The following is a 21,391-nucleotide window of genomic DNA, read 5'->3' as shown; positions in this document are numbered from 1 at the left end:
GGACTCCTTCCCCTTTTCTATCGAAACAACTGTTAACTCTTTTTGACGAATACTGTATTTAATGCGTTTGTCCATAAAAATGCCCCCCTAAAGTGTCCAACTTTTGGGGGGCATTACACATACCGGGACGGCTTTTTTTTAATGCCCGGACCATCAGGCTTTTACGATCATTTTTCCTTTGTTTTTGCCGGAAAACAGGCCAAGCAGGGCTTCCGGGAGTTTCTCGAACCCTTCCGCCACGGTTTCCTCCGACTTGATTTTGCCTGCCTTCACGAGCGGCGCCAAAAACTCGATCCCTTCCCGGAATCGGGATGCGTAATTGCGGATGATGAACCCCTGCATGAGGATGCTCCGCGTCACCATGAGCCCCTGCCAGCGGGGGCCGGTCGGCGCTTCCGTGGCGTTATAGTAGGAGATCTGCCCGCAAAGCGGCACCCGCGCGAAGAAATTCAGCTGTCTCATCACCGCGTCAGACACTTCGCCGCCCACATTGTCGAAGTAAATATCCACGCCATTGGGGCAAAGGGTAGACAGGCGGTCGTCCAGCCCCGGCTCGTTGTAATTAATGGCGGCATCGAATCCGAAGTAATCCGTCAGCAGTTTCACTTTTTCTTCCGACCCGGCGATCCCCACCGCCCTGCAACCCAAATGCTTCGCGATTTGCCCCACTACGGAACCGACCGCCCCGGCAGCACCGGATACCACAACGGTTTCGCCGGCTTTGGGCTTGCCGATGTCCATCAGTCCGATGTAAGCCGTTAGGCCCGTCATCCCCAGCACACCGAGGTAATAACTGGGCGGCGCGATGTTGGCGTCGACTTTTTGAACGGCGGATGCGGGAACGGTCATTTCCGTGCGCCAGGGGAGATAAGGGCCGAGCACCACGTCTCCCGGCTGGAACCGGGGATCGCGGGAAACGGTCACTTCCGCCACCACGCCGCCTTCCAGCGCGTTGTTCACCTGGAACGGGGGTACGTAGGATTCCGCATCGTTCATCCGTCCGCGCATGTAAGGGTCCACGGAATAGAACATGCCTTTCAGCTGGAGCTCGCCTTCCTTCGCGTCGGGCAAAGGCACCTCGTCTATCCGGAAAATGGAAGCGTCGGGCAGCCCGGTGGGCCGTGCGGCGAACGTGATCTGTTTTACCTGTTTCATGTTGTAATAACCCTTGCGCGCGGGGTTTGGTTGCCGGTTGACGGGCGAAATCGGATTTTTTACGAATAATGCATACCTTGTCTGCACGAAAGCCGCCGTATCAGCATGTCGCTACAAGATAACACGCCTCCCGCACCGGACCCGGGCTGGGAGGCTTTCCGGAAAGGGGACAGGGATGCGTTTGCGCAGTTGTATGATGAACACGCCCCGCCATTGATCGTTTACGGGATCAGGGTGAGCGGCGACGAGGGGTTGGTGCGCGATGTGATCCAGGACCTTTTCGTTGAAATTTGGCGCTCCCGCGCGAACCTGCAGTCGCCCGGTTCGGTGAGGGGCTACCTGTTGAAAGCCCTCCGCTACAAACTCATGCGGAAAGCGGCCGTGCGCCTGCTGTACGCCGATTCGCTCCCCGAACAGGCAGACACTACCAACCCGGAATCCATCATCCTCGAGCACGAAAGCGAAATCATCCGCCGCCAGCTCATCCGCCGGGCTATCGATCGCTTGCCGAAGCGCCAGCAGGAAATGATCAACCTGCGGTTTTACCAGGGGCTGAGTACCGAAGAAGCCGCCAGCGTCATGTCCGTCAATTATCAATCCGCCGCCAACCTTCTCCACAGGGCCGTGTCGCAGCTCCGCGAAATGCTCGGGCCCGGTGCGCTGGCGCTCATCGTCATTTATCGCGCAGGCTGATAATTACGGCCGCAGCCCTGCAATTTTCCTCCCACCGAAAAAAAAATCAAAAAAAAACGCCTCCAGGTGAGTATCGCGGAGCGGGTTGGGTCACCTATTTAGGAACGAGCACACTCAGCATATGTCTAACCACCCATCCGACCTGGAAATTTTACTGCGAAACGACGACTTCGTGCAATGGACTTTACGCCCTTCGGCGGAAGGGGACGCGCGTTGGGAAGCCTGGATAGGGGTGGATGCGGAGCGCCGCGTCCTGGTAGATCGCTGCCGAAGCGCCGTATTGGCCGTTCATGCCGCGGAATCCGACATACCGGCCGATATGCTGGCCGGGGAAATATGGGAAAAGATGCAGGGCGCCCTCCGCCCGAAATTCCGCTGGATGCCTTACGCTGCGGCCGCTGCGGTAGTTTTGCTGCTGGCCGGCGCGGGATGGTGGTGGATGAACGGGCGGCCCGGAGGAGACGGGAATATGGCCATGGAAGCGCCCGCCGTTGTAAAGGGAGGAAATGGGGAAATTTCGGCGGCCAATAACGGGGCGGGACTGAAAACCGTATTAATGGTAGACGGTTCGCGGATTACGCTGAGCCCCGGCGCGAAGGTGCATTTCCAAAGCCTGCCGGGCCCGGATGCCCGGAACGTGCGGCTGGAAGGATCGGCTTTCTTCGAAGTATCCCCCGACCCGAAGCGGCCCTTCACCGTGTTCGCCGGCAAAGTGGTGACCCGCGTACTGGGTACCAGCTTCCGGATCAGCGGGGGACGCAGCATCACGGTGGCCGTGCGCTCGGGAAAAGTGTCCGTTTCACATGCGGGAGACAATAGCGCCTGGATTTTGCTGCCCAACGAACAGGCGGTTTATGACGCCGGACGCAACACGATGGCCAAGTCGGTTGTTATCAATAAAACCATCCTCGAAAATCCCGTTCCGCCAACGCCACGGTTCCGATTCGACGAAACTCCGGCCCCGGTGGTGATAGACGAGCTGTCCGGAACTTATGCCGTCAATATCCGTTACGACAGGCGGCTGTTCGAAAAATGCAGGATTACCGTGTCTCTCGAAGAAGGCACTTTTTACGATAAACTGGACGTGCTCTGCAAAGTGCTGGGCGCTACATACGAAATAGTGAACAATGAAGTACGGATTACTGGTCCTGGCTGCTGATCGCTCCCGCTCCACCGTACCCTGATCAAACGATTCCACATTTACTGTCAACCAAAAATCAAGCGTATGAACACCATCCGTTTCATGATGCGGGTAGCGCTGTTGAAGACCTTGCTGTGCATTTTCGTGACTTCCGCCATGGCAGCGGTCGCCGGCGCACAAGGCGTACTCGACAAAAAAATTTCCCTTACCGTAGCCAACAAGGAACTGAAAAATGTGCTCGGCAAGATCGAAGAGGCGGCTTCCGTCAAGTTCGCCTATGCTACCCGGACCATTCCGCTCACCAGCATCGTGAGCCTCTCCGTGAGCGACACGCGCCTCGGCGACGTGCTGCAATCGCTCCTGCAGCCCTATAACGTCAGTTACGAAGTTGTAGGCAACCAGATCATTATCCAGAAAGACGGGGTGAAAGTGGTCATCTCCCGCGACGCGCTTTTCAAGAAAGTGACGGGCCGCGTGAAGGCGGCCGACGGCACCAGCGTTCCCGGCGTAACGGTTACCGTGAAAGGTACTTCCAAAGGCGCGGTAACGAATGCCGACGGGTTTTTCGAGATCGACGCCGAAGAAGGCGCCGTGCTCGTGTTTACCGCCATCGGATTCGCCGCACAGGAAATTGTCGTAGGACCGGCGGGGAATTACGACGTAGTGCTCCAGGAATCCAAACGCGAACTGTCGGAAGTAGTCGTAACGGCCCTCGGCCAGCGGAAAGAGAAACGCGCGCTGGGGTATTCCGTTTCCGAAGTGAAAGGCGCAGACCTGGCGCAAACCAACGAAGTGAACCCCATCAACGCCCTGCAGGGCAAAGCCCCCGGCATCAATATCGACCAGGGCTCGGGCGGCCTTTTCGGCAACTCGCGCATCCTGCTGCGCGGCAACTCCACCCTGAGCCTCAATAACCAGCCCATTTTCGTGGTAGACGGCGTGATCGTGGAAAACGACGCGTTCGACGGGAAAGGGCGCGATTTCGGGAACGATCTCAAGAACCTCAACATGGAAGAGTTCGAAAGCGTTTCCGTGCTGAAAGGCTCCGCTGCCGCAGCGCTCTACGGCACCCGCGCCATCAACGGCGTGGTGCTCATCACCACCAAGAAAGGGCGGACGAAGAAAGGATGGGGCGTGTCCGTCAGCCAATCCCTCAACATCCAGGACCCTTACCGCGGACCGGACTTCCAGAATGAATACGGCGGCGGCACCGTGGGCGCTTTCTTCACCGATACCCGCGACCCCGGCTATCCCAACGGCACCAACTGGCAAACGAAAGTGTTCCCCACCAACAATGCGAACGAACCTTACATCGACCCGCAGAAAAACCGGGAACTGGAGAACTGGGGGCCAAAATTCGCCAACCAGCGCGTCCGTAACTACGACGGTACCTGGACGGAATACAAAGCCGTTCCCAATAATTACCTCGACGCATTCCAGACCGGTGTGGGCTACCTCACCAACGTGGCGCTCGACGGGGCTACCGACAAATCCTCGTTCCGGGTTTCCTATTCCCGCAACCAGGCCGAAGGCATCAACTTCCGCAACAAGATGAATAAAAACGCCTTCACCCTGCGCGCCACCCATAACCTGACCAGCTTCATCAGCCTCGACGCCGGTGCCGATTACACCAACATCCAGGCCGAGAACCCGCCGCAGCTGGGGCTCAATAACTTCATCTGGATCTTCCCCCGCAACTACGACACCAAATACTGGATGCAGCGCAGCAAATACACCAGTGCGCTCGGCGGGGTGCCTAAAGTATACGATCCCAACGAAACGAATTTCGTGCCCGGCGCCGATTACTGGTTCCGGATTTTCGAGAACAATTACCTGCAGGACGAACAGATGTTCCGCGGCCGCCTCGCGATCAACGCCACCATAACAAACTGGTTGAGATTGCAGCTGGAAGGGAACTTCAGCAATATCAGCATCAAGAACGAATCGAAAGAACTGGGGCAGGGATTCGATTTCAAGGGAGAAGACAATACCAGCGGCGGCAAATACGGCCTCGGCCTTACACAGAAACGCGCCTGGTTCATGAAATGGATGGGCGTTGTCACCAAACAGCTCACCAAAGACCTTTCCCTGAACGGTTACGTGGGCGGCGAAACACAACGCTACAACAACGTGTACTCCCTCAGCGAAACAGACGGGGGCCTCATCTTCCCCGGCAACTATTTCCTCGCCAACTCGAAGAAACCGCAGATTTCGACGGGCGGCGTGCGCACGCGTAAAACCATCAATTCCATCTATGCCAGCGCCGACCTCGCCTGGAAGGAACAACTGTACCTGCAGACCACCTGGCGCGGCGACTGGTCGTCGGCCCTCACGTATAGCGACGGTACCGGCTTCAACTTTTACAACTATCCGGCGGTGAGCCTTTCGTGGATTTTCTCCGAAACGTTCAAACTGCCCGAATTCATATCGTTCGGGAAACTGCGGGGCAACGTGGCATGGCTCGGCGGCGATATGGACCCCTTCGTCCTCAACCCCGGCTTCCAGCTGAGAGGTTTCTCACAGGCGAACGGCAACAACATCCCCATGCTCGCGTACATCCTCAATTCGCAGGGGCAATCGTATATGGTCGACAAAAGCCTCAAGCCCCGCCGCAAGCGCGCGCTGGAGGCAGGGGTCGATGTACGGTTCATGAAAGACAGGCTGGGCGTGGATTTGACAGTCTACAAAGACAATACCTTCAACCAGGGTATCCTCATCCCCGCAGCGGCCGAATCCGGCGTGAACAGCCAGCTCATCAATGCCGGCAACATTCAGAACAAAGGGATCGAAATCTCCTTGAATGCTACGCCCGTGCAAACGAAAAACTTCAACTGGAATACGACGCTCACCTTCACCCGGAACCGCAACAAGATCATCGAACTGTATGGCGACCGCGAATATTATGCGCTCGATGAAGAAGGGCTCGGTTCCAACGACCAGATCCCTTACGCGAAAGTGGGGGGCGCCTACGGTGTGATCCGTACCCGGATCCATTCCAAAAGCTACCAGGCCTACGACGCCAACGGCAAGCCCATCGCGCACCCGAATAACGGGAAAACGGTGCTGGCATGGCGCTCAGACGCCCGCGCGGCATTCCCGCAACGGAGCAATGAATGGATGGACGTGGGAGACATCAACCCCGATTTCCGTTCCAGCTTCGACAATACGTTCCGTTACAGGAATTTCTCCCTGAACGTGCTGTTCGACGCCAAGATCGGCGGCGATATGGTGATGCACTCCATGCGCTACGGCACCCACACCGGTATCTTCAAATCCTCACTGCAGGGCCGCGACGCGGAACATGGCGGTATTTCCTGGACGAGCAAATATCCCAACGACCTGGGCACGTACGACGACGGCATCATCCCCGACGGGGTGTTCGACAATGGCCAGACGATCGAGCAGCCCAACGGCACACAGGTGGATGTTTCCGGGATGACGTTCCGCGAAGCGTATGAAAAAGGGTACGTAGAACCCACGCACCTTCCGCAATACAGCTACCGTTACGGTTCGTTCTCCACCGCGGTGGGCGATTACTGGGTCGTGGAAAACTCCTGGATCGCGCTGCGGCAGATCGCGCTGAATTACACGCTGCCCGCAAGCTTCGCCGAACGGCTGCGCCTGAACAACCTGCAGGTGAGCATCATCGGCCGCGATCTCGGTTACCTGTACAATACGCTTCCGAACAATTTCAACCCGGCGGCCAACAACTCCAACAGAACGAGCGTGAACAAGGAAGAAGGCTTTGTGCCGCCCATGACCAGGAATTTCGTGTTCACCATCCGCGCCGGATTCTAGTTGTTCACCCTTCAAACGAAACACATGAAAAAGTTAACGATCCTTTCCATCATATCGGCCGCCGCGCTTTTTTCCGCTTCCTGCAAGAAGGATTTCGCGGATATCAACACCGATCCCAGCGTTGTGACCACGCCCGACATGGCCGCGCTCTTCGCCTATTCCTGCGAGAGCGTGGAAAATTACCAGGGCGCGGAATGGGTGTGGGAAAACCTGGAGCAGCTGCTGCGCTTCACCCAGCACCTTACCACAGACCCATATGAACTGTCCAACAACGTCAACAGCCGCTATCGCGTGCTGTATAACAACGTGCTGCCCAACCTCGTGGAAATCCGCCGGTACAGCAGCGGCCTGCCCGACCGGGACCGCTACCGCAACATCCGCGCGGCCACTTACGTGCTGGGCATCCTCCAGGCGCTGAAAACGACGGACATGAACGGCTCCCTGCCGTATACCCAGGCCATGCAGGCCCGCTATACCGGTGAGCTTCGCCCGGAATATGATAATCAGAAAGCGTTGTACGACACCTGGCTCCGGGAGCTTTCCCTCGCCATCGACTCCCTCGGCCAGCCCGGCGGCAACCAGATCGGGTTCGGGCAGTCTGACCTGTACTACGCCAACAACTGGCTGCACTGGGCCAAGCTTGCCAACACGCTGAAGCTCCGTATCGCCGTGCGGTACGAAAAGGCCGACGTCAACGTCACCAAACGCGTGTTCCGCGAAGTGATGACCAGCGCCGCAGGGCCCATCGATACGGACGAGTCGCAGTTCAAATACGACCGCCCCACCTGGAACCCCATCGGCAACGATATCGATTACCGCAGCCCGCGCTTCGGCACCTCGTCTATCATCAACTTCCTCAAATCTACCAACGATCCGCGTTTGCCCATTTATTTCACGCCGAACGACCTGGTAGGGGATTTCAAAGACACGCTGACCAAATACGGCAAAACATTGCCCGCATTTATTAACGTGAACGACCCGATGGTGCGCTGGCAGGGCGGTCCCGCAGACTGGACCACCGATCCCGTGAAAGCCACCTGGTACAAATCCACGTTCGATGCCGGCGGCAATAACAAGTGGCGGCTCATCGGTTTCATCAACAAGAAGTTCTTCGCGCCGCGATACGGGAGCAATACCACAGGCCGTATGCTCGATTATATGGTGACCCGCGCCGAAACCTGTTTCTATATCGCCGAACTCATCCAGAAAGGCCATGGAACAGGATTTGATACGAAAGGTTCTGCTGAAGACTGGTACAAGCGCGGCGTGGAATCGTCGCTCCGCACCATGAACGCCATTGCGGCAGCCGCAGAAAGCACTACGGGGCTTTCGGGCGACGGGAACGCGCAGGTGGCCGCGTATCTCAATCATCCCAACGTGAAATTCAACGGGGTGAACGATCTCGAACGGATTTACATCCAGGAGTACCTCAATTTCTACCGCCTCGCCAACGAAGCGTTCACGTTCTGCCGCCGCACGGGGTACCCGAAAAACAACTCGGCCTTTTACCCCCGCAATGCCTGGAACGAGCCTATTCCGCGCCGCTATGCGCTGGATGAGCCCGCCCTCGGCACGAATAACGAAAATTGGCTGAAAGCGCAGCAGGAACAGGGCTTTACGCCCAACGACAGAACCGCTACCACCCTGGCGGCTCAACGCCTATGGTTCGATAAGAACAGTCCTGCCTTCGGACAGGGGAATTAATACCGCCTTGTTTATTGTTGATATATACTCAATTCCAGAGACAGCCGTCCCTCTTCCGGGGGACGGCCTTTTTTTAACCCGTGGCCTTCTTTTTGTGTTATGGGCAGTATGGAAAAACCCTTCATCATCCGCTACGGCTGGGAGCTGCTCAAATGTTCGGGTAGCGATTTTATGGAAGACAAGGTATTGAAACTGAGCGCCTCGCTCGCGTATTCCACCGTCTTTTCCATTGCCCCGATGTTGATCATCATCCTGTTTTTCAGTGATATTTTCCTGGGACGGGAGGCGCTGGAAGGCAATCTCTACGGGCAGTTGCGCGACCTGGTGGGCGCCTCGGCGGCTTCGCAGATACAGGACGTGGTGGCCAATTCCTATCTTTCGCCCGACGTCGGCTGGTCTACCATCATCGGTTTTGCTACGCTGATCATAGGCGCCACGGGTGTTTTCACGGAAATCCAGGACTCGATCAACCTCATCTGGCGGTTAAAGACCAAGCCGCGGAAGGGCCGGGGACTGTTGAAAATCCTCCTCACACGGTTGCTTTCCTTCTCGCTTGTGGCCAGCCTGGGATTTGTACTGGTGGTATCGCTCGTGCTGCATGGCCTCATCGAGGTGCTGATGGACCGGCTCACCACGCTTTTCCCCGACGTAACGGTTGTGGCCGTGTACATTGTCAACCTACTATTCACTTTCATCGTAATTTCCGCGCTTTTTGCGGTTATTTTCAAGGTTTTGCCGGATGCGAAGGTGAAATGGCGGCATGTTTGGGTCGGCGCGATGGTGACCGCACTGTTGTTTATGATCGGGAAAAGCGGGATCGGGCTGTACCTGGGCTCGAGCAAGATCGGGACTACCTATGGGGCCGCGGGTTCGCTGGTGATCCTGTTGATTTGGGTGTACTATTCCTCCGCGATCCTGTATTTCGGCGCGGAATTCACCCGGCAATACGTGCAAAAGAAAGGCGAACGGATCTACCCGAACGATTATGCGGTGTGGGTGGAACAGGTGGAAATGGAAACCAAAGGCCAGATGATCGAAAAGAAAGGTACGGAAACCATCACACCACCTTGATGCCCTGCTCCCGGTAAGCTTCCAGGAATTCCAGTTCGGGATTATCGGTAATAATGGTATCCAGGTCGGTGATATTGCAAACTTTATAGGGTTCCGCCGTGCCCATTTTATCGCCGGTAGCCAGTGCTACCACGTGGCTGGCGCACTCTACCATCGTGGTTTTTACTTCGGCCTCTTCCATGTTCATGCCTGTTACGCCGAGGATGGGGTGGAGGCTGCAAACGCCGAGGAAACAAAGGTCGGCCCGGACACGGCGCAGCATGCGCATGGTTTCCTGTCCGCCGGCGGTTTGTGCATTTTTATTGACCCGCCCTCCGGTTAAAATGACCTGCGTTTTAGGATGCTCGATCAGTTGCGCCGCGATGGGGACGCTGTTGGTGATGACCGTCAATTGCAGTTCCGGCGGGAAGATCTTGACGAGCGAAAGGGTAGACGTGCCGCCGTCGAGGATCACCGTTTGCCCGTTGTGCAGGAGGTTCAGGGCTTTTTGGGCCATGAGCAGCTTATCGTCTGTATGAAAAAGCGTACGTTCCTTGAAAGAATAAGGGTTGGGGGAATGGGGAATAGCGCCGCCACGTACCTTGATGAGCAGCCCGCTTTGCGCCAGGGACTCCAGGTCGCGGCGGACCGTATCTTCCGACACCTGTAAATCCGTGCTCAGCTCCGTTTGCAGCACTTTCCGGTCGGCATTGAGCTTTTTCAGGATGTAATCCAGCCTTTCTTCTTTCAACATATTCCTGCGGTTTTATGCGAATTTATGCGATATATAGCAATAATTGGATTTTTAATTTGATTAAAGTTGCATAATTTTGCATCAAATAGCAGAATATGGCAAAGAAACGTATCGCAATCGACATGGATGGAGTAATGGCTGACCTGAACCAGCATTATTGCGACTGGTACTTCGAGCGCACGGGCGAGCGGGTGACCAAGGAGCAACTGCACGGGGTGCCGGAAACGACGGGCTTCCCGCAAGAAGGGATTGTGCATCATTTTCTCCATACCCCCGGTTTTTTCCGCACGGCGCCCGTGATGGAAGGCAGCCAGCGCGTGATCCTGGAACTGATGGATCATTTTGAAGTGTTCATCGTTTCGGCGGCGGTGGAATTCCCGCAGTCGCTCGTGGAGAAGATCGACTGGCTGAAGGAACATTTCCCCTTCATCAGCTGGAAAAACGTCGTGTTCTGCGGTCTTAAAACCATCGTACAAGCCGATTACATGATCGACGATTACGATAAAAACCTCCGCTACTTCGATGGCGAGCGCCTCCTGTTCACCGCTCCCCACAACGTCAATTACCAGGACTACAAGCGCTACGATACCTGGGACGAAGTGGCGAAGTTCTTCGCTGCGGAACGTGCGCCCAAAGCCCAACAACTCGCTTAAATAGAATGGACATATACCCGAAAAGGGTAAGGAAGTGGAGCCGGCAAATCATTGCCGGCTATTTTTTTGCGGGCGGCCGGTTGAAAAAAAAGCGTTTTAACTTTCTTATAACATTTCAATTTTTAATTTTCTGCATTGTCAAAATTTTTTAATCCTGGAAGCCGGGCGTGGTAAGGCACCTCCTTCCAGGTAAGACAGATTTCTACTTGAACTTGTTTCTGATCCATTCAATTTCATTTAGTATGACAAAAGAATTAAAGACCAGCGATTTCCGACAACACGAACTACACGACGCACCTGCAACCGCCATTTCACAAAAGGCCAGCCTGTTATTTTACCTATCTCCGCCACTCCGGGCTTGCACGCCTTTTTTTACCAACAGTTTTTCTCCGCCGGCAGGTAAGCTGACCTGACGCCGGCCCCGCCTGCAGACCGGCATGCCGGTACCGTTCCTGCTTCCAGGGCAGCGGGCGGCTGTATTATTGTCTCATCACAACCATCATTTTAATAGTCTTTTATCTATGTCAGTGCAACTTCGTTTTCTGCGGGCCCGTTGCATGGCCCTGCTTGGTTTTTCATTTTTAATGGCCTCGTTTTCGACAACTGCTTATGGACAGGCTGGCAAACCGAAAGGGAAATCCACGTTCACCGTCCGCCTGATGAACCTGGAATCCTCCACGAAAGAGCCGTTCCGGTATAGCGCATCGCTGAAAAATGGCAGCGGCAGAACGGAAATCTATGCGCTCGGTGCAATGGCGCCAGCCGGCTGGACGAGCATATTCCGTGTAGACGGCAGCCAGGTGGCGGGCCTGCGGCTTGATTCGGGACTGACGCAGGAAATTTCAGTGGAGCTGACGGCCGCTCCAGCCACCCAACCCGGTAAATACAAGGTGCCTGTCATGGCAGTTGGTGAAAACGATACGCTCCGGCTCGAACTGGAAGCCGTGGTGAAAGGGAACTATGGCCTGGAACTATCGACCCCGACAGGCCGCCTGAGCGACGATATCACCGAAGGGTCGAAAAAACGGATCGAAATGACGGTGAAAAATACCGGTTCGCTGCCGCTGGAAGGGGTGGAGCTTTCCGCCCAGGCGCCCGTAAACTGGAGCGCCACGTTCGAGCCGTCGAAGATCGAAAGGCTGGAACCGGGGCAGACCAAAACCCTGACCGCCATACTCAATGTGCCGGACAAAACCATTGCCGGCGATTACGTGACCAATTTCACAGCGAGGAACGATGCCGCCAACTCCACCGCCACTTTCCGTATGACGGTCAAAACCTCGCTGCTGTCTGGCTGGCTGGGAATCCTCGTGATCCTGCTATCGCTGGGAATCGTGTATTACCTCATTCGTAAATATGGAAGAAGATAAACAGTATGGAACATCCTGTTATTGAACTGGAAGGATTGACGAAACGGTACGGCCGGGTGAAGGCGGTAGACGACCTTTCGCTTTCGATCGGCAAGGGGGAGATATTCGGGCTGATCGGCCCGAACGGTGCGGGTAAAACCACCACGATCCTGATGATGCTGGGATTGTCCGAGCCTACGGGCGGCCGGGCAATGGTTTGCGGCATCGATGCCACGCGCAACCCTATCGCCGTGAAGCGCAAAGTGGGATATATGCCCGACAGCGTAGGTTTTTACGATAACATGACCGCGCTGGAAAACCTGCAGTTCATCGGCCGGCTGAACGGAATACCGGAGCAGGAGATCATCGAAAGGGCGCACCGTACGATGCAGCTGGTCGGGCTGTCTGACGCGATGCACAAAAAAACGGGTGCGTATTCCCGCGGGATGAAGCAGCGTTTGGGACTGGCAGACATTCTCATCCGCGAGCCCGAAGTCATGATCCTCGATGAGCCCACGCTCGGCATCGATCCCAGCGGCATCCAGGAATTCCTCGGCCTGGTACGCCGGCTTAGCCGGCAGCAGGGGCTAACGGTACTGTTATCGTCCCACCACCTGCACCACATGCAACAGATTTGCGACCGCGTCGGCATTTTTGTAGAAGGGAAATTGTTGATGGAGGGCGACATTTCGTCCATTTCGGGCAAATTGTTCGGACAGGAGCCGCTGCTGGTTACCGTAACCGTCCAGGAGCCGCTTTCCGGCTGGCCTTCCGTAGAAACGGCGCTGCGGGAGCTGACCGGAGTCCGGGATGTAACGATCGGGGAAAATTCGATCGGCGTCACCTGCGGTTCCGAAATAACTCCGGCGATCGTACGGTTGATGGTGGAAATGGGGATCGGCATCACCGGCGTTCACAGGAAAGCGTATGGATTGGATGATATCTACGCGCGGTTTTTCGAAAATCATAAAAAACAGGTATAAAATGGGAAATGTTTTCGCCTGGCCACTTTTTTCAACGCCAGGGCGGCTGAAAGAGCATGCTTCGCCTTTCCAGGTGATCGTAAGAAAGGAAGTCGGGGATTTCGTCCGCAGCTGGCGGTTTTACATCATGTTGGCGCTGATCCTGCTCACTTTTGTGGGGGCATTGTACATTTCGCTGGAGAATATCCGGCAGGCGGTAACCAACGTCAACGACCCGGACCATGCTTTCGTGTATCTCAAACTGCTGACGGCTACAGACAATACTTTACCGGCATTTCATGTGCTCATGAGCTTCCTGGGCCCGTTGCTGGGAATTTCGCTGGGGTTCGACGCCGTGAACGCCGAGCGCAACAACGGTACGCTCGCCCGGCTGATCGCGCAGCCGGTGTTCCGGGACAACCTGTTGCTGGCGAAGTTTTACGCGGCACTGCTCGTGGTTGGCGTCCTCTTTCTGACCCTCGTGTTGCTGATTACCGGCGGCGGGATGTTACTGACCGGAGTACGGCCGGAAGGGACGGAGTTGCTCCGCATGCTGGCTTTCGTTATCCTTAATATCGTGTACGTCGGTTTTTGGCTTTGCCTGTCGATCTGCCTTTCGGTGATCTTCCGGCATGCGGCCACATCCGCGCTCACGGCGATCGGTATCTGGCTGTTTTTTACCGTTTTTTACCAGATTGTCGTGAACATGGTCATGGGCGCGCTCGTGCCTGATCCGCGAGGGCTCTCGGAAGCGGGCGTCATTTCTTTCAATAATCTGTTTCTTTCGCTGTTGCGCGTGGCGCCCAGCCAGATGTACAGCGATGCGGCTACCACTTTGCTGATGCCTTCGATAAGAAGCCTCGGGCCGCTGACGATGGAGCAAATGGCCGGTGCCATTCCGGCGCCGCTTTCGTTCCGGGAAAGCCTGATGATCGTCTGGCCGCAGGTGACTGGCCTGATCGCCGCCACCACGGCATGTTTTGCCCTGTCCTATTATCTGTTCATGAGAAAGGAGATCAGGAGCTGATCCCGGCGGCCCCGCTATTTGTTCCCCGGTAGTTTTTTGATCCGGATATTCCGGAAATCGATCGGCTGGCCTTCGCTTTGGAGGGCAACGAACCCTGAAGTGAGGGCCTTCCCGTCGATCTTCTGTTTGGGATCGTACCGGTTGGCCACGCCGCCGCCGATGGAGGGCTTGCTGTATTGTAACACCGTATCGCCGTTGATGACGTGCTGGATGAGGGAATCGCCGTACACGATCAGTTCCGCCTTCACCCATTCATCTTTCCCGTAAGTTTTGGATTTGGAATCGATGCAATGCCGCGTGTCGAATTTGCCTTCATACACGATGTTGGTGCCCGGCGAGCACATATTGCCCGTAGGCCGCGGCTGCCCGTCTCCCAATCCCGCCAGGAACTGCATTTCCACCGAAATGGGCCAGTCCTGCTCCACGGGCATGGTACGCGGGTCCTGCGAATGGAACATCAATCCGCTGTTAAGGATGGTGTAGGAAGGCGCCGTTTTTTCCCAGGGATCGCGGAAGCGGTATTCCAGCTGCAGGTGGTAATGGGAAAACGGCGTTTTATAATACAGGTGGCCGTATTGCTCGTTGAAATTCCCGCCGTACTGGTCGTACCGCACCTGGATGATGCCGTCTTTCACCCGGAAAGTATTCCCGTAATTCTTGCCGACAGGGTGGTGGTGGATTTTGACGATCCAGTTTTTCAGGTTCTTGCCGTTGAACAGCGATATCCATTCGCCGTCGCCGGGCGCGGTCGCGGGGGAGGAAGCGGTAAGCGTGATGCAGGCCAGGAGGCCGATCCAGAGTTTTTTCATAATGTAAAGAGTAGATCGGCTTCCAAAATAAGCAATTACTTCTTTTTCTTTTTCCTTTTTGCGGCTTTCATCTCGGCTTCGTGTTGCTGGATCAACAATTCCACGTTTTCGTTGGGTACTTCTTCGGAAAATTTGATGGTAGCGTCGTAGTCCGATTTGGAAATGGTCATTTCCCTGACCGGTTTGCCGATATATTCCTGGATGGCGTCGAGCAGGGGTTTTTCTTCCTTGCTGCAGAAGCTGATGGCCTGGCCTTTCTGGACGCCGCGGCCCGTACGGCCGATGCGGTGCACGTAGCTTTCGGGGTCTTCCGGCAGGTCGTAATTCACGACGTAATCTACGTTGGGAATATCGATCCCGCGGGCGTTCACGTCGGTAGTAATAAGCAGTTTGACGTCGCCTTTCCGGAATTCGGCCATGACAGACAGGCGGTCGTCCTGCTCCTTGCCGCCGTGCATGGCGAGACTTTTGATGCCGACGCGCTCCATGGCTGCCACAACGCGTTCGGCGCGCACTTTGGTGCGTACGAACACGAGGATTTTGTTTTCGGGGAACTCGCGCACGAGGCGTTCGAGGAAAAAGCGTTTATCGTCCATATCCACCCAGGCTACGGCATGGCTCACGTTTTTGGACACGGGATCTTCGGGCGAGATCTGGATACGGATGGGATTGCGGACCACGGAGTAGGCGAGGTCCTTGATATGCTCGTCGATCGTAGCGGAAAAGAACAACGTCTGGTGATTGCGGGGGATGTGTTTGATAACGTCGCGGATATCGCGGATGAAACCGAGGTCGAGCATATGGTCGGCCTCGTCGAGGATCAGCATCTGGACGTGCGAAAGATCGAGGTGCCCCTGCGCGCGGAGGTCGAACATCCGGCCCGGCGTAGCGATGAGGATGTCCACACCCTTTTTCAGTTTTTTGACCTGCGCTTCCATGTCTACCCCGCCAACAACGCCGAGGATGTCCACCGGCGTATATTTCCCGAGTTGCTTGAATACGTCTGCGATCTGGATGGCGAGTTCGCGGGTGGGCACCATCACGAGGCACTTCACTTCGCCGCGGGTACGCTCCGAGCGGTGGCGCTGCTGCATGAGCTGGATCACGGGAATGGCGAATGCCGCCGTTTTACCCGTGCCGGTCTGGGCGATGGCCAGCACATCGTCTCCCTTCAGGATAGACGGGATGGCTTTATATTGAATATCAGTCGGCTTTTTGAAGCCCAGGTCTTCCAGGCTGCGCTTCAGCTCTTCGGAGATGCGGTATTGTTCGAATTTCATGCGGCCACAAAGGTAGGCAAATTCCCTCAGGGTGTTGGCGAAGGCTGTGAGATGACGCATACGCAGGGAGAGGGGGCCAGTTTCTTGAACAGCACGTCGCGCACCATGTACCCGCCCCTTTCCAGTTGGTCCGTGATCCGGTCCGCAAAACCCTGCACCACTTCCATCCCCGAAGCCGGTGGCGGCTGGTGGAAAACGTACAGCGCGCCCAAAGGCGCCAGGTACCGGCGGATCAGCGATAATTCCTTCTCCGCGTCGTGCAGGAAAATGTTCACGTTAAAGGCGAAAATCTTGTCGTACCGCTGGCCGCCCAACGCCGTTTCACCGAAAGATTGATGGATAAAATCGGCGTCCAGCCCTTCGTTTTTCCGCTGGGCCCTGTCGATCATGGCGCGGGAACTGTCTACCGCCGTAATGGAACCGGTTTTCAGCCGGGGAGCGATCAAAGACACGGCGATGCCATGACCGCAGCCGATTTCCAGGATATGGTCATCTGGGTCGATATGGAGCATTTCAACTGCCCAAATAAATCGGTCGTTCACTTTCATGCTGGTATGCGAATGTTGGAATATAAATATATTAAAATATTACATAATGTGCGCTGCAGTGTGATTGGGTTGATACTCAATGAATATACGAAAAATCCACCGGGCGGGTTGCTGAGTATGGATGCGGGAATGGTGGGAAGGGGTGAAAATCAAAAGGCCGACCCGGGGAGTTGGAGCGGCCTTTTAGAGGGGTGTAAACGGACTGTTTACGCCCATCGGTCTGCGAACGCCTGTTCGTAGTCCTGTTTATATTTTTCCGGGATGCGGTTTTCGCGCATGCAGTTGGGTTCCAGGCTGGGGAAGATATCTTCGAAGGTGCGCACTTCGTTCATGAACACGCGGCGGTAGATATGGGAGCGGGTGAGTTTTTTATAATCGTCGATCCCGGCGGCGCCGATCAGCTCCACAAATGTCTTGAGGGTATCTTCATGGTAATTGGCGACGCGTTGCTTTTTGTCGGACACCACGAGCCCTACAGACAGGGCGGGATCTTGTGTGGCCACGCCGGTCGGGCATTTGTTGGAATTGCATTGCAGCGCCTGGATGCAACCGAGGGCCATCATCATGGCGCGGGCGCTGTTGCAGGCATCTGCCCCGAGGGCTACGGCGCGTACGAGGTGCCAGCCGGAAAGTATCTTGCCGGAAGCGATGACCTTGATATGCTGGCGGATATTGAACCCGTTGAGCATGTTGTGTACGAACGCGAGCCCGTCGAGCAGGGGCGCGCCCACGTGGTTGCTGAATTCCTGGGGAGCCGCGCCGGTACCGCCTTCGCCGCCGTCTACGGTAATGAAGTCGGGGTAAATGTCCAGCTCGATCATGGCTTTACAGATGCCGATGAATTCACTTTTCCGGCCGATGCACAATTTGAAGCCGGTGGGTTTGCCGCCGGAGAGCTCGCGCATGCGGTGAATGAACAGCACGAGTTCTTTCGGGCTATTGAACGCCGTGTGGAAGGGGGGAGAATAAATGGTGGTGCCGGGTTTCACGTGGCGGATGGCCGCGATCTCCGGGGTGTTCTTTTTCGCCGGGAGGATGCCGCCGTGGCCGGGCTTGGCGCCCTGGCTCAGCTTCAGTTCGATCATTTTGATCTGGGGCTTCAGGGCGTTTTGCCGGAACACTTCGTCGGAGAATTTCCCTTCATCGTCGCGGCAGCCGAAATAACCCGTACCGATCTGCCAGATGATATCGCCTTCGTGTTTGAGGTGATATGGGCTGATGCCGCCCTCGCCCGTGTTGTGGGCGAAGCCGCCGATCTTCGCACCTGCATTGAGCGCCTCGATGGCGTTGCTGCTCAGCGAACCGAAGCTCATGGCCGACACGTTGAAGATGCTGGCGTTGTAAGGCTGTTTGCAGTCTTTGTTCCCGATCGTCACACGCGGGTTATGGGTCAGTTTATGAAAATCTTTCGGGGCGATGGAGTGGCTCATCCATTCATAACCTTCTTCATACACATCGAGCTGCGTACCGAAAGGCATGGTGTCCATTTCCTGTTTGGCGCGCTGGTAAATGGTGGAACGGTCGATCCGGTTGATGGGCCGGCCATCGATGTCGGACTCCACGAAATACTGGTACATTTTGGGGCGGAGTGTTTCCATCCAGTAACGCATCCGACCGAAGACAGGGTAGGTGCGCATAATGGAGTGCCTCGTCTGGATCATGTCGTTGATTCCCATCACTGTCAAACCGGCCAGGGCCGCCGTGGCCACGTACCACCAGGGGCTGGCGAACCAGCCCAGGAGGAAGGTGCCGGCGAGTGCGATGACCGCGCTGATAATAAATCCTTTCCGCATATTTTGGTGCTTTTTAAAACAACTGCAAAAATAGTGAAATTTAGTATTGGCGCATGTTTTGGAGGAATTCTCCTTTATTGCAAGCTTTTCGAAACACAATTCATTCTTTCTTCCTTTTCCTTGACTTTTGTCCAAAAAAGCACGGTAAAGTTAGAAGTTATCTTTTCCTTCGTTCCACACCGGTTTACAACAACACAGCCCTTTCCGTTGTTGTATTGATGTAGCCCGCCGTTGTCTTCAACATTTTGCGTATGGATGAATTTTTACCTCTCCATCATCGCCCCTGTCAGGAATCCCCATTTGGTAAAATGGCGCCGGCCGTTCCGGTGCTTAAAAACTGTGGTATGAGCAATTTGATGTTGACGACACTTTTGGGCGCACTCCTCAGCAGTGCTTCCCTTTTCGGGCAGGACACGGCCTCGGCCAACGTTCCGCTCACCGAAGACGTGGTACTCCGCCTCTTCGGCCGCACCCGCGAAGCGGTATTTACCGAAATGCTACGCGTGGGCCGCGGCGAACAGCCCGCTTTCCTCGAAACCTTCTACGCCTATGCGGAAGAAAAAATGCCCATCGCGCAGATGCGCGGCGTTTTGTTGCGTGACTACAATGAAAAGTATGAGCTGCTCGACGAGCCCCTGTTACACAATCTCACTAAAAACATCCTTAAAAACGACCGCGAATTCGTGGACCTGCAAACCCGCTACTATCGCCGCATGATCAAGGTGCTGGGCGCCAACCGCGCGGCGATGTTCTTTCAGCTCGACAACTATCTGGACCAAAGCGAGCGGCTCTACCTGCAAAACGGGCTGCCCTTCATCCGCGAGCTGGAAACGGGGCGCAGGCTCGCCGCCACCAGGCTGCAACCGCCCGGTCATTAATCAGCTATGGAAATGATGCAAACAACCCTCAGGCAATCACTCGAACGGGAAAGAGACAACATCCTTGGATTTTGGGACCGGGAAATGACGGACCACCGCTTCGGTGGATTTTATGGGAAGATGTCGGCCGACGGTAAGCCAGACCCCTTCGCCATCAAAGGCTCCGTGCCCATGGCGCGCATCCTGCAAAGCTTTTCCGCAGGCGCCCTGCAAACCGGGCGGGCAGAATGGCTCACCGCGGCGGAGCGCGCCCACAGCTGGTTCCGGCAGTATTGCATAGACCCTGAATTCGGCGGCGTAGTGTGGGACACCGATTACGCCGGCCGCTGCCAGGACCCCAAAAAGGAACCCCACGCCATGGGAGTGGCCCTGTACGCGCTTGCCACCTGGCAACAACTGCGCCCGTCCACCGAAAACCTCAACCTCGCCAAAGGCATTTACAGCCTGCTGCAACTGTATGCGCACGACCCCGTCCGCGGCGGCTACACCGGCGCCTGCACGCGCGACTGGCAGCCGGAAAAACCGGATATCAAGTCGGTATACGACCAACTGCACATCCTCGAAGGCTTCACGGCGCTCTTCGCAGTTTGGCAGGACGATACCCTCCGCCACCACCTGAACGATCTTCTCCAGCTTTTCCTCGACAAGATCATCGACCCCGTCACGCATCACCTTCACCTGTATTTCGACGCGGAATGGAAGTCCGAAGGCAACCTCGTTTCCTACGGGAAAGACATCCAGGCTGCCTGGCAACTCCAGCGCGCAGCCGAATCCCTGGGCGATGAATCCCTCATCCGGCGCACCCGCGAGGCCGCCCTGCAACTCACGGACGCCGCGCTCGAAGGCATGGATACCGACGGTGGCATGTGGTACAAGGCCGATCTGGAAACGAAACACATCGTGGAAGAGAAACGCTGGTGGCCGCAGGCCGAAGCAATGGTAGGGCTCGTAAACGCCTGGCAGGTAAGCGGGAACGAAAAATATCTCACACAGGCCGGAGACACCTGGCAGTTCATCGAAAATTACATCCTCGACCGCGAGCTCGGCGAATGGCGTTGGGGCGTTAACCGCGACAACACGCCCATCCCGGAAGAAAAGGCCGGCTTTTCGAAAGGGCCCTGTCATAACAGTCGCGCCTGTATGGAAATCGTGCGGATGTTACAATAAGCCGTGCGTTCTGGCGAAATTGAGGATGCCCGCGATGTTGCGGACTTCCAGCTTGCGCATGATATTCTTGCGGTGGGTGTTCACGGTGAATTCGCTGATAGACAGCCGGGAACCGATTTCCTTGCTCGTTAACTCGCTGCCCACCATCCGGATGATTTCAACTTCCCTTTTGGTCAGATGGTATTTTTTCATGAACTCGTCCAGGAAGTAGGATGGGAGCGGTTCTTCTTCCGCATCGACCTCCGCGAACCACTCGCCGCCGTCGGCGATGTGCCGGATCACCTGCTGCAATTCGCTGGCAGATGCGCTTTTGAGCAGGTATCCGTTGGCGCCCAGCCTGCGCACTTCGGCCACGAGCTGCGGCTGGTTATAGTTGGTCAGCACGAGGATGCGCACCCTGGGATAGAGCCGCCTGATTTTTTCGAGGGCGCGGATGCCGTCGAGGTGCGGCATGTTGAGGTCGAGGAGGATGACGTCTACCGGCATCGCCGCTAGTTTTTCGAGCAGTGCGCGCCCATCGTTAACGGGCTCCAGCAGGGTGTAACCGCCCGCTTCGCGGAGCAGCGACAGCATCCCGTCGATGAGGAGCTGATGGTCGTCGGCTATAAGAAGTCTCAGTTCGGACATACG

18 protein-coding genes are annotated in these 21,391 nt (G+C 56.0%); 11 read left to right on the top strand and 7 right to left on the bottom strand.

The annotated features are described in order from the left end of the window. Window positions 1-153: 153 nt before the first annotated feature. Window positions 154-1,155 carry an NADP-dependent oxidoreductase gene (locus tag EJ361_RS24945; RefSeq protein ID WP_126249300.1) on the bottom strand — a complete coding sequence of 334 codons (1,002 nt, stop codon included), beginning with the start codon at window positions 1,153-1,155 and terminating at the stop codon, window positions 154-156. A 105-nt stretch (window positions 1,156-1,260) separates the two neighbouring features. On the opposite strand from EJ361_RS24945, the gene EJ361_RS24940 reads away from it, so the two are divergent. From EJ361_RS24940 to EJ361_RS24920, 5 genes are all read left to right on the top strand, one after another. Next, window positions 1,261-1,848, top strand: a complete 588-nt coding sequence (locus tag EJ361_RS24940) for an RNA polymerase sigma factor (protein WP_126249299.1) — start codon at window positions 1,261-1,263, stop codon at window positions 1,846-1,848. 121 nt (window positions 1,849-1,969) lie between these two features. Then, window positions 1,970-3,007 (top strand): FecR family protein, encoded by a 1,038-nt coding sequence (locus EJ361_RS24935; RefSeq protein WP_126249298.1) that lies wholly within the window; start codon window positions 1,970-1,972, stop codon window positions 3,005-3,007. Window positions 3,008-3,073: 66 nt separating this feature from the next. Beyond that, complete coding sequence (locus EJ361_RS24930) at window positions 3,074-6,787, top strand: SusC/RagA family TonB-linked outer membrane protein (protein WP_205687111.1); 3,714 nt, start codon at window positions 3,074-3,076, stop codon at window positions 6,785-6,787. Window positions 6,788-6,811: 24 nt separating this feature from the next. Further along, on the top strand, window positions 6,812-8,491 hold the full coding sequence (locus EJ361_RS24925) for a SusD/RagB family nutrient-binding outer membrane lipoprotein (RefSeq protein WP_126249297.1): 1,680 nt from the start codon (window positions 6,812-6,814) through the stop codon (window positions 8,489-8,491). 108 nt (window positions 8,492-8,599) lie between these two features. Next, entirely contained in the window at window positions 8,600-9,562 is a 963-nt protein-coding gene (locus tag EJ361_RS24920; protein ID WP_126249296.1) for a YihY/virulence factor BrkB family protein, read from the top strand. On the opposite strand, the gene EJ361_RS24915 is transcribed toward EJ361_RS24920, so the two are convergent. After that, entirely contained in the window at window positions 9,549-10,295 is a 747-nt protein-coding gene (locus EJ361_RS24915) for a DeoR/GlpR family DNA-binding transcription regulator (RefSeq protein ID WP_126249295.1), read from the bottom strand. The two genes, EJ361_RS24920 and EJ361_RS24915, sit on opposite strands and share 14 nt — an antisense overlap. 95 nt (window positions 10,296-10,390) lie before the next feature. On the opposite strand from EJ361_RS24915, the gene EJ361_RS24910 reads away from it, so the two are divergent. The 4 genes from EJ361_RS24910 (at window position 10,391) to EJ361_RS24895 (ending at window position 14,286) form a co-directional block, all read left to right on the top strand. After that, a complete protein-coding gene (locus tag EJ361_RS24910; protein WP_126249294.1) occupies window positions 10,391-10,948 on the top strand; it encodes a 5' nucleotidase, NT5C type in 558 nt (185 codons plus the stop codon). Window positions 10,949-11,532: 584 nt separating this feature from the next. Further along, a complete protein-coding gene (locus tag EJ361_RS24905) occupies window positions 11,533-12,318 on the top strand; it encodes a COG1470 family protein (RefSeq protein WP_240646735.1) in 786 nt (261 codons plus the stop codon). A gap of 5 nt (window positions 12,319-12,323) precedes the next feature. Next, window positions 12,324-13,280, top strand: a complete 957-nt coding sequence (locus EJ361_RS24900) for an ABC transporter ATP-binding protein (protein WP_126249292.1) — start codon at window positions 12,324-12,326, stop codon at window positions 13,278-13,280. A 1-nt stretch (window position 13,281) separates the two neighbouring features. Beyond that, on the top strand, window positions 13,282-14,286 hold the full coding sequence (locus tag EJ361_RS24895; RefSeq protein WP_126249291.1) for an ABC transporter permease: 1,005 nt from the start codon (window positions 13,282-13,284) through the stop codon (window positions 14,284-14,286). A gap of 14 nt (window positions 14,287-14,300) precedes the next feature. On the opposite strand, the gene EJ361_RS24890 is transcribed toward EJ361_RS24895, so the two are convergent. From EJ361_RS24890 to EJ361_RS24875, 4 genes are all read right to left on the bottom strand, one after another. Continuing rightward, complete coding sequence (locus EJ361_RS24890) at window positions 14,301-15,095, bottom strand: 3-keto-disaccharide hydrolase (protein ID WP_126249290.1); 795 nt, start codon at window positions 15,093-15,095, stop codon at window positions 14,301-14,303. Window positions 15,096-15,130: 35 nt separating this feature from the next. After that, window positions 15,131-16,375, bottom strand: a complete 1,245-nt coding sequence (locus EJ361_RS24885; RefSeq protein WP_126249303.1) for a DEAD/DEAH box helicase — start codon at window positions 16,373-16,375, stop codon at window positions 15,131-15,133. Window positions 16,376-16,401: 26 nt separating this feature from the next. After that, the gene (locus EJ361_RS24880; RefSeq protein ID WP_126249289.1) at window positions 16,402-16,923 is read right to left on the bottom strand and encodes a class I SAM-dependent methyltransferase; all 522 of its coding nucleotides are present in this window, start codon (window positions 16,921-16,923) and stop codon (window positions 16,402-16,404) included. A 206-nt stretch (window positions 16,924-17,129) separates the two neighbouring features. Then, a complete protein-coding gene (locus EJ361_RS24875) occupies window positions 17,130-18,716 on the bottom strand; it encodes an FMN-binding glutamate synthase family protein (RefSeq protein ID WP_126249288.1) in 1,587 nt (528 codons plus the stop codon). A gap of 344 nt (window positions 18,717-19,060) precedes the next feature. Here EJ361_RS24875 and EJ361_RS24870 point away from each other — a divergent pair, with 344 nt between their 5' ends. Continuing rightward, window positions 19,061-19,594: a hypothetical protein gene (locus tag EJ361_RS24870; protein ID WP_126249287.1), complete on the top strand. Its 534-nt coding sequence runs from the start codon at window positions 19,061-19,063 to the stop codon at window positions 19,592-19,594. A 12-nt stretch (window positions 19,595-19,606) separates the two neighbouring features. Next, window positions 19,607-20,761 carry an AGE family epimerase/isomerase gene (locus tag EJ361_RS24865; protein ID WP_164714418.1) on the top strand — a complete coding sequence of 385 codons (1,155 nt, stop codon included), beginning with the start codon at window positions 19,607-19,609 and terminating at the stop codon, window positions 20,759-20,761. Here EJ361_RS24865 and EJ361_RS24860 read toward each other — a convergent pair. Continuing rightward, window positions 20,753-21,388: a response regulator gene (locus EJ361_RS24860; RefSeq protein ID WP_205687110.1), complete on the bottom strand. Its 636-nt coding sequence runs from the start codon at window positions 21,386-21,388 to the stop codon at window positions 20,753-20,755. The two genes, EJ361_RS24865 and EJ361_RS24860, sit on opposite strands and share 9 nt — an antisense overlap. Window positions 21,389-21,391 lie beyond the last annotated feature (3 nt).

The organism is Chitinophaga rhizosphaerae (genome assembly GCF_003958645.1).
GTDB lineage: Bacteria > Bacteroidota > Bacteroidia > Chitinophagales > Chitinophagaceae > Chitinophaga > Chitinophaga rhizosphaerae.
Note: the sequence above shows the minus strand (reverse complement) of the source record. Positions and strands in the feature narration are given on the sequence as shown.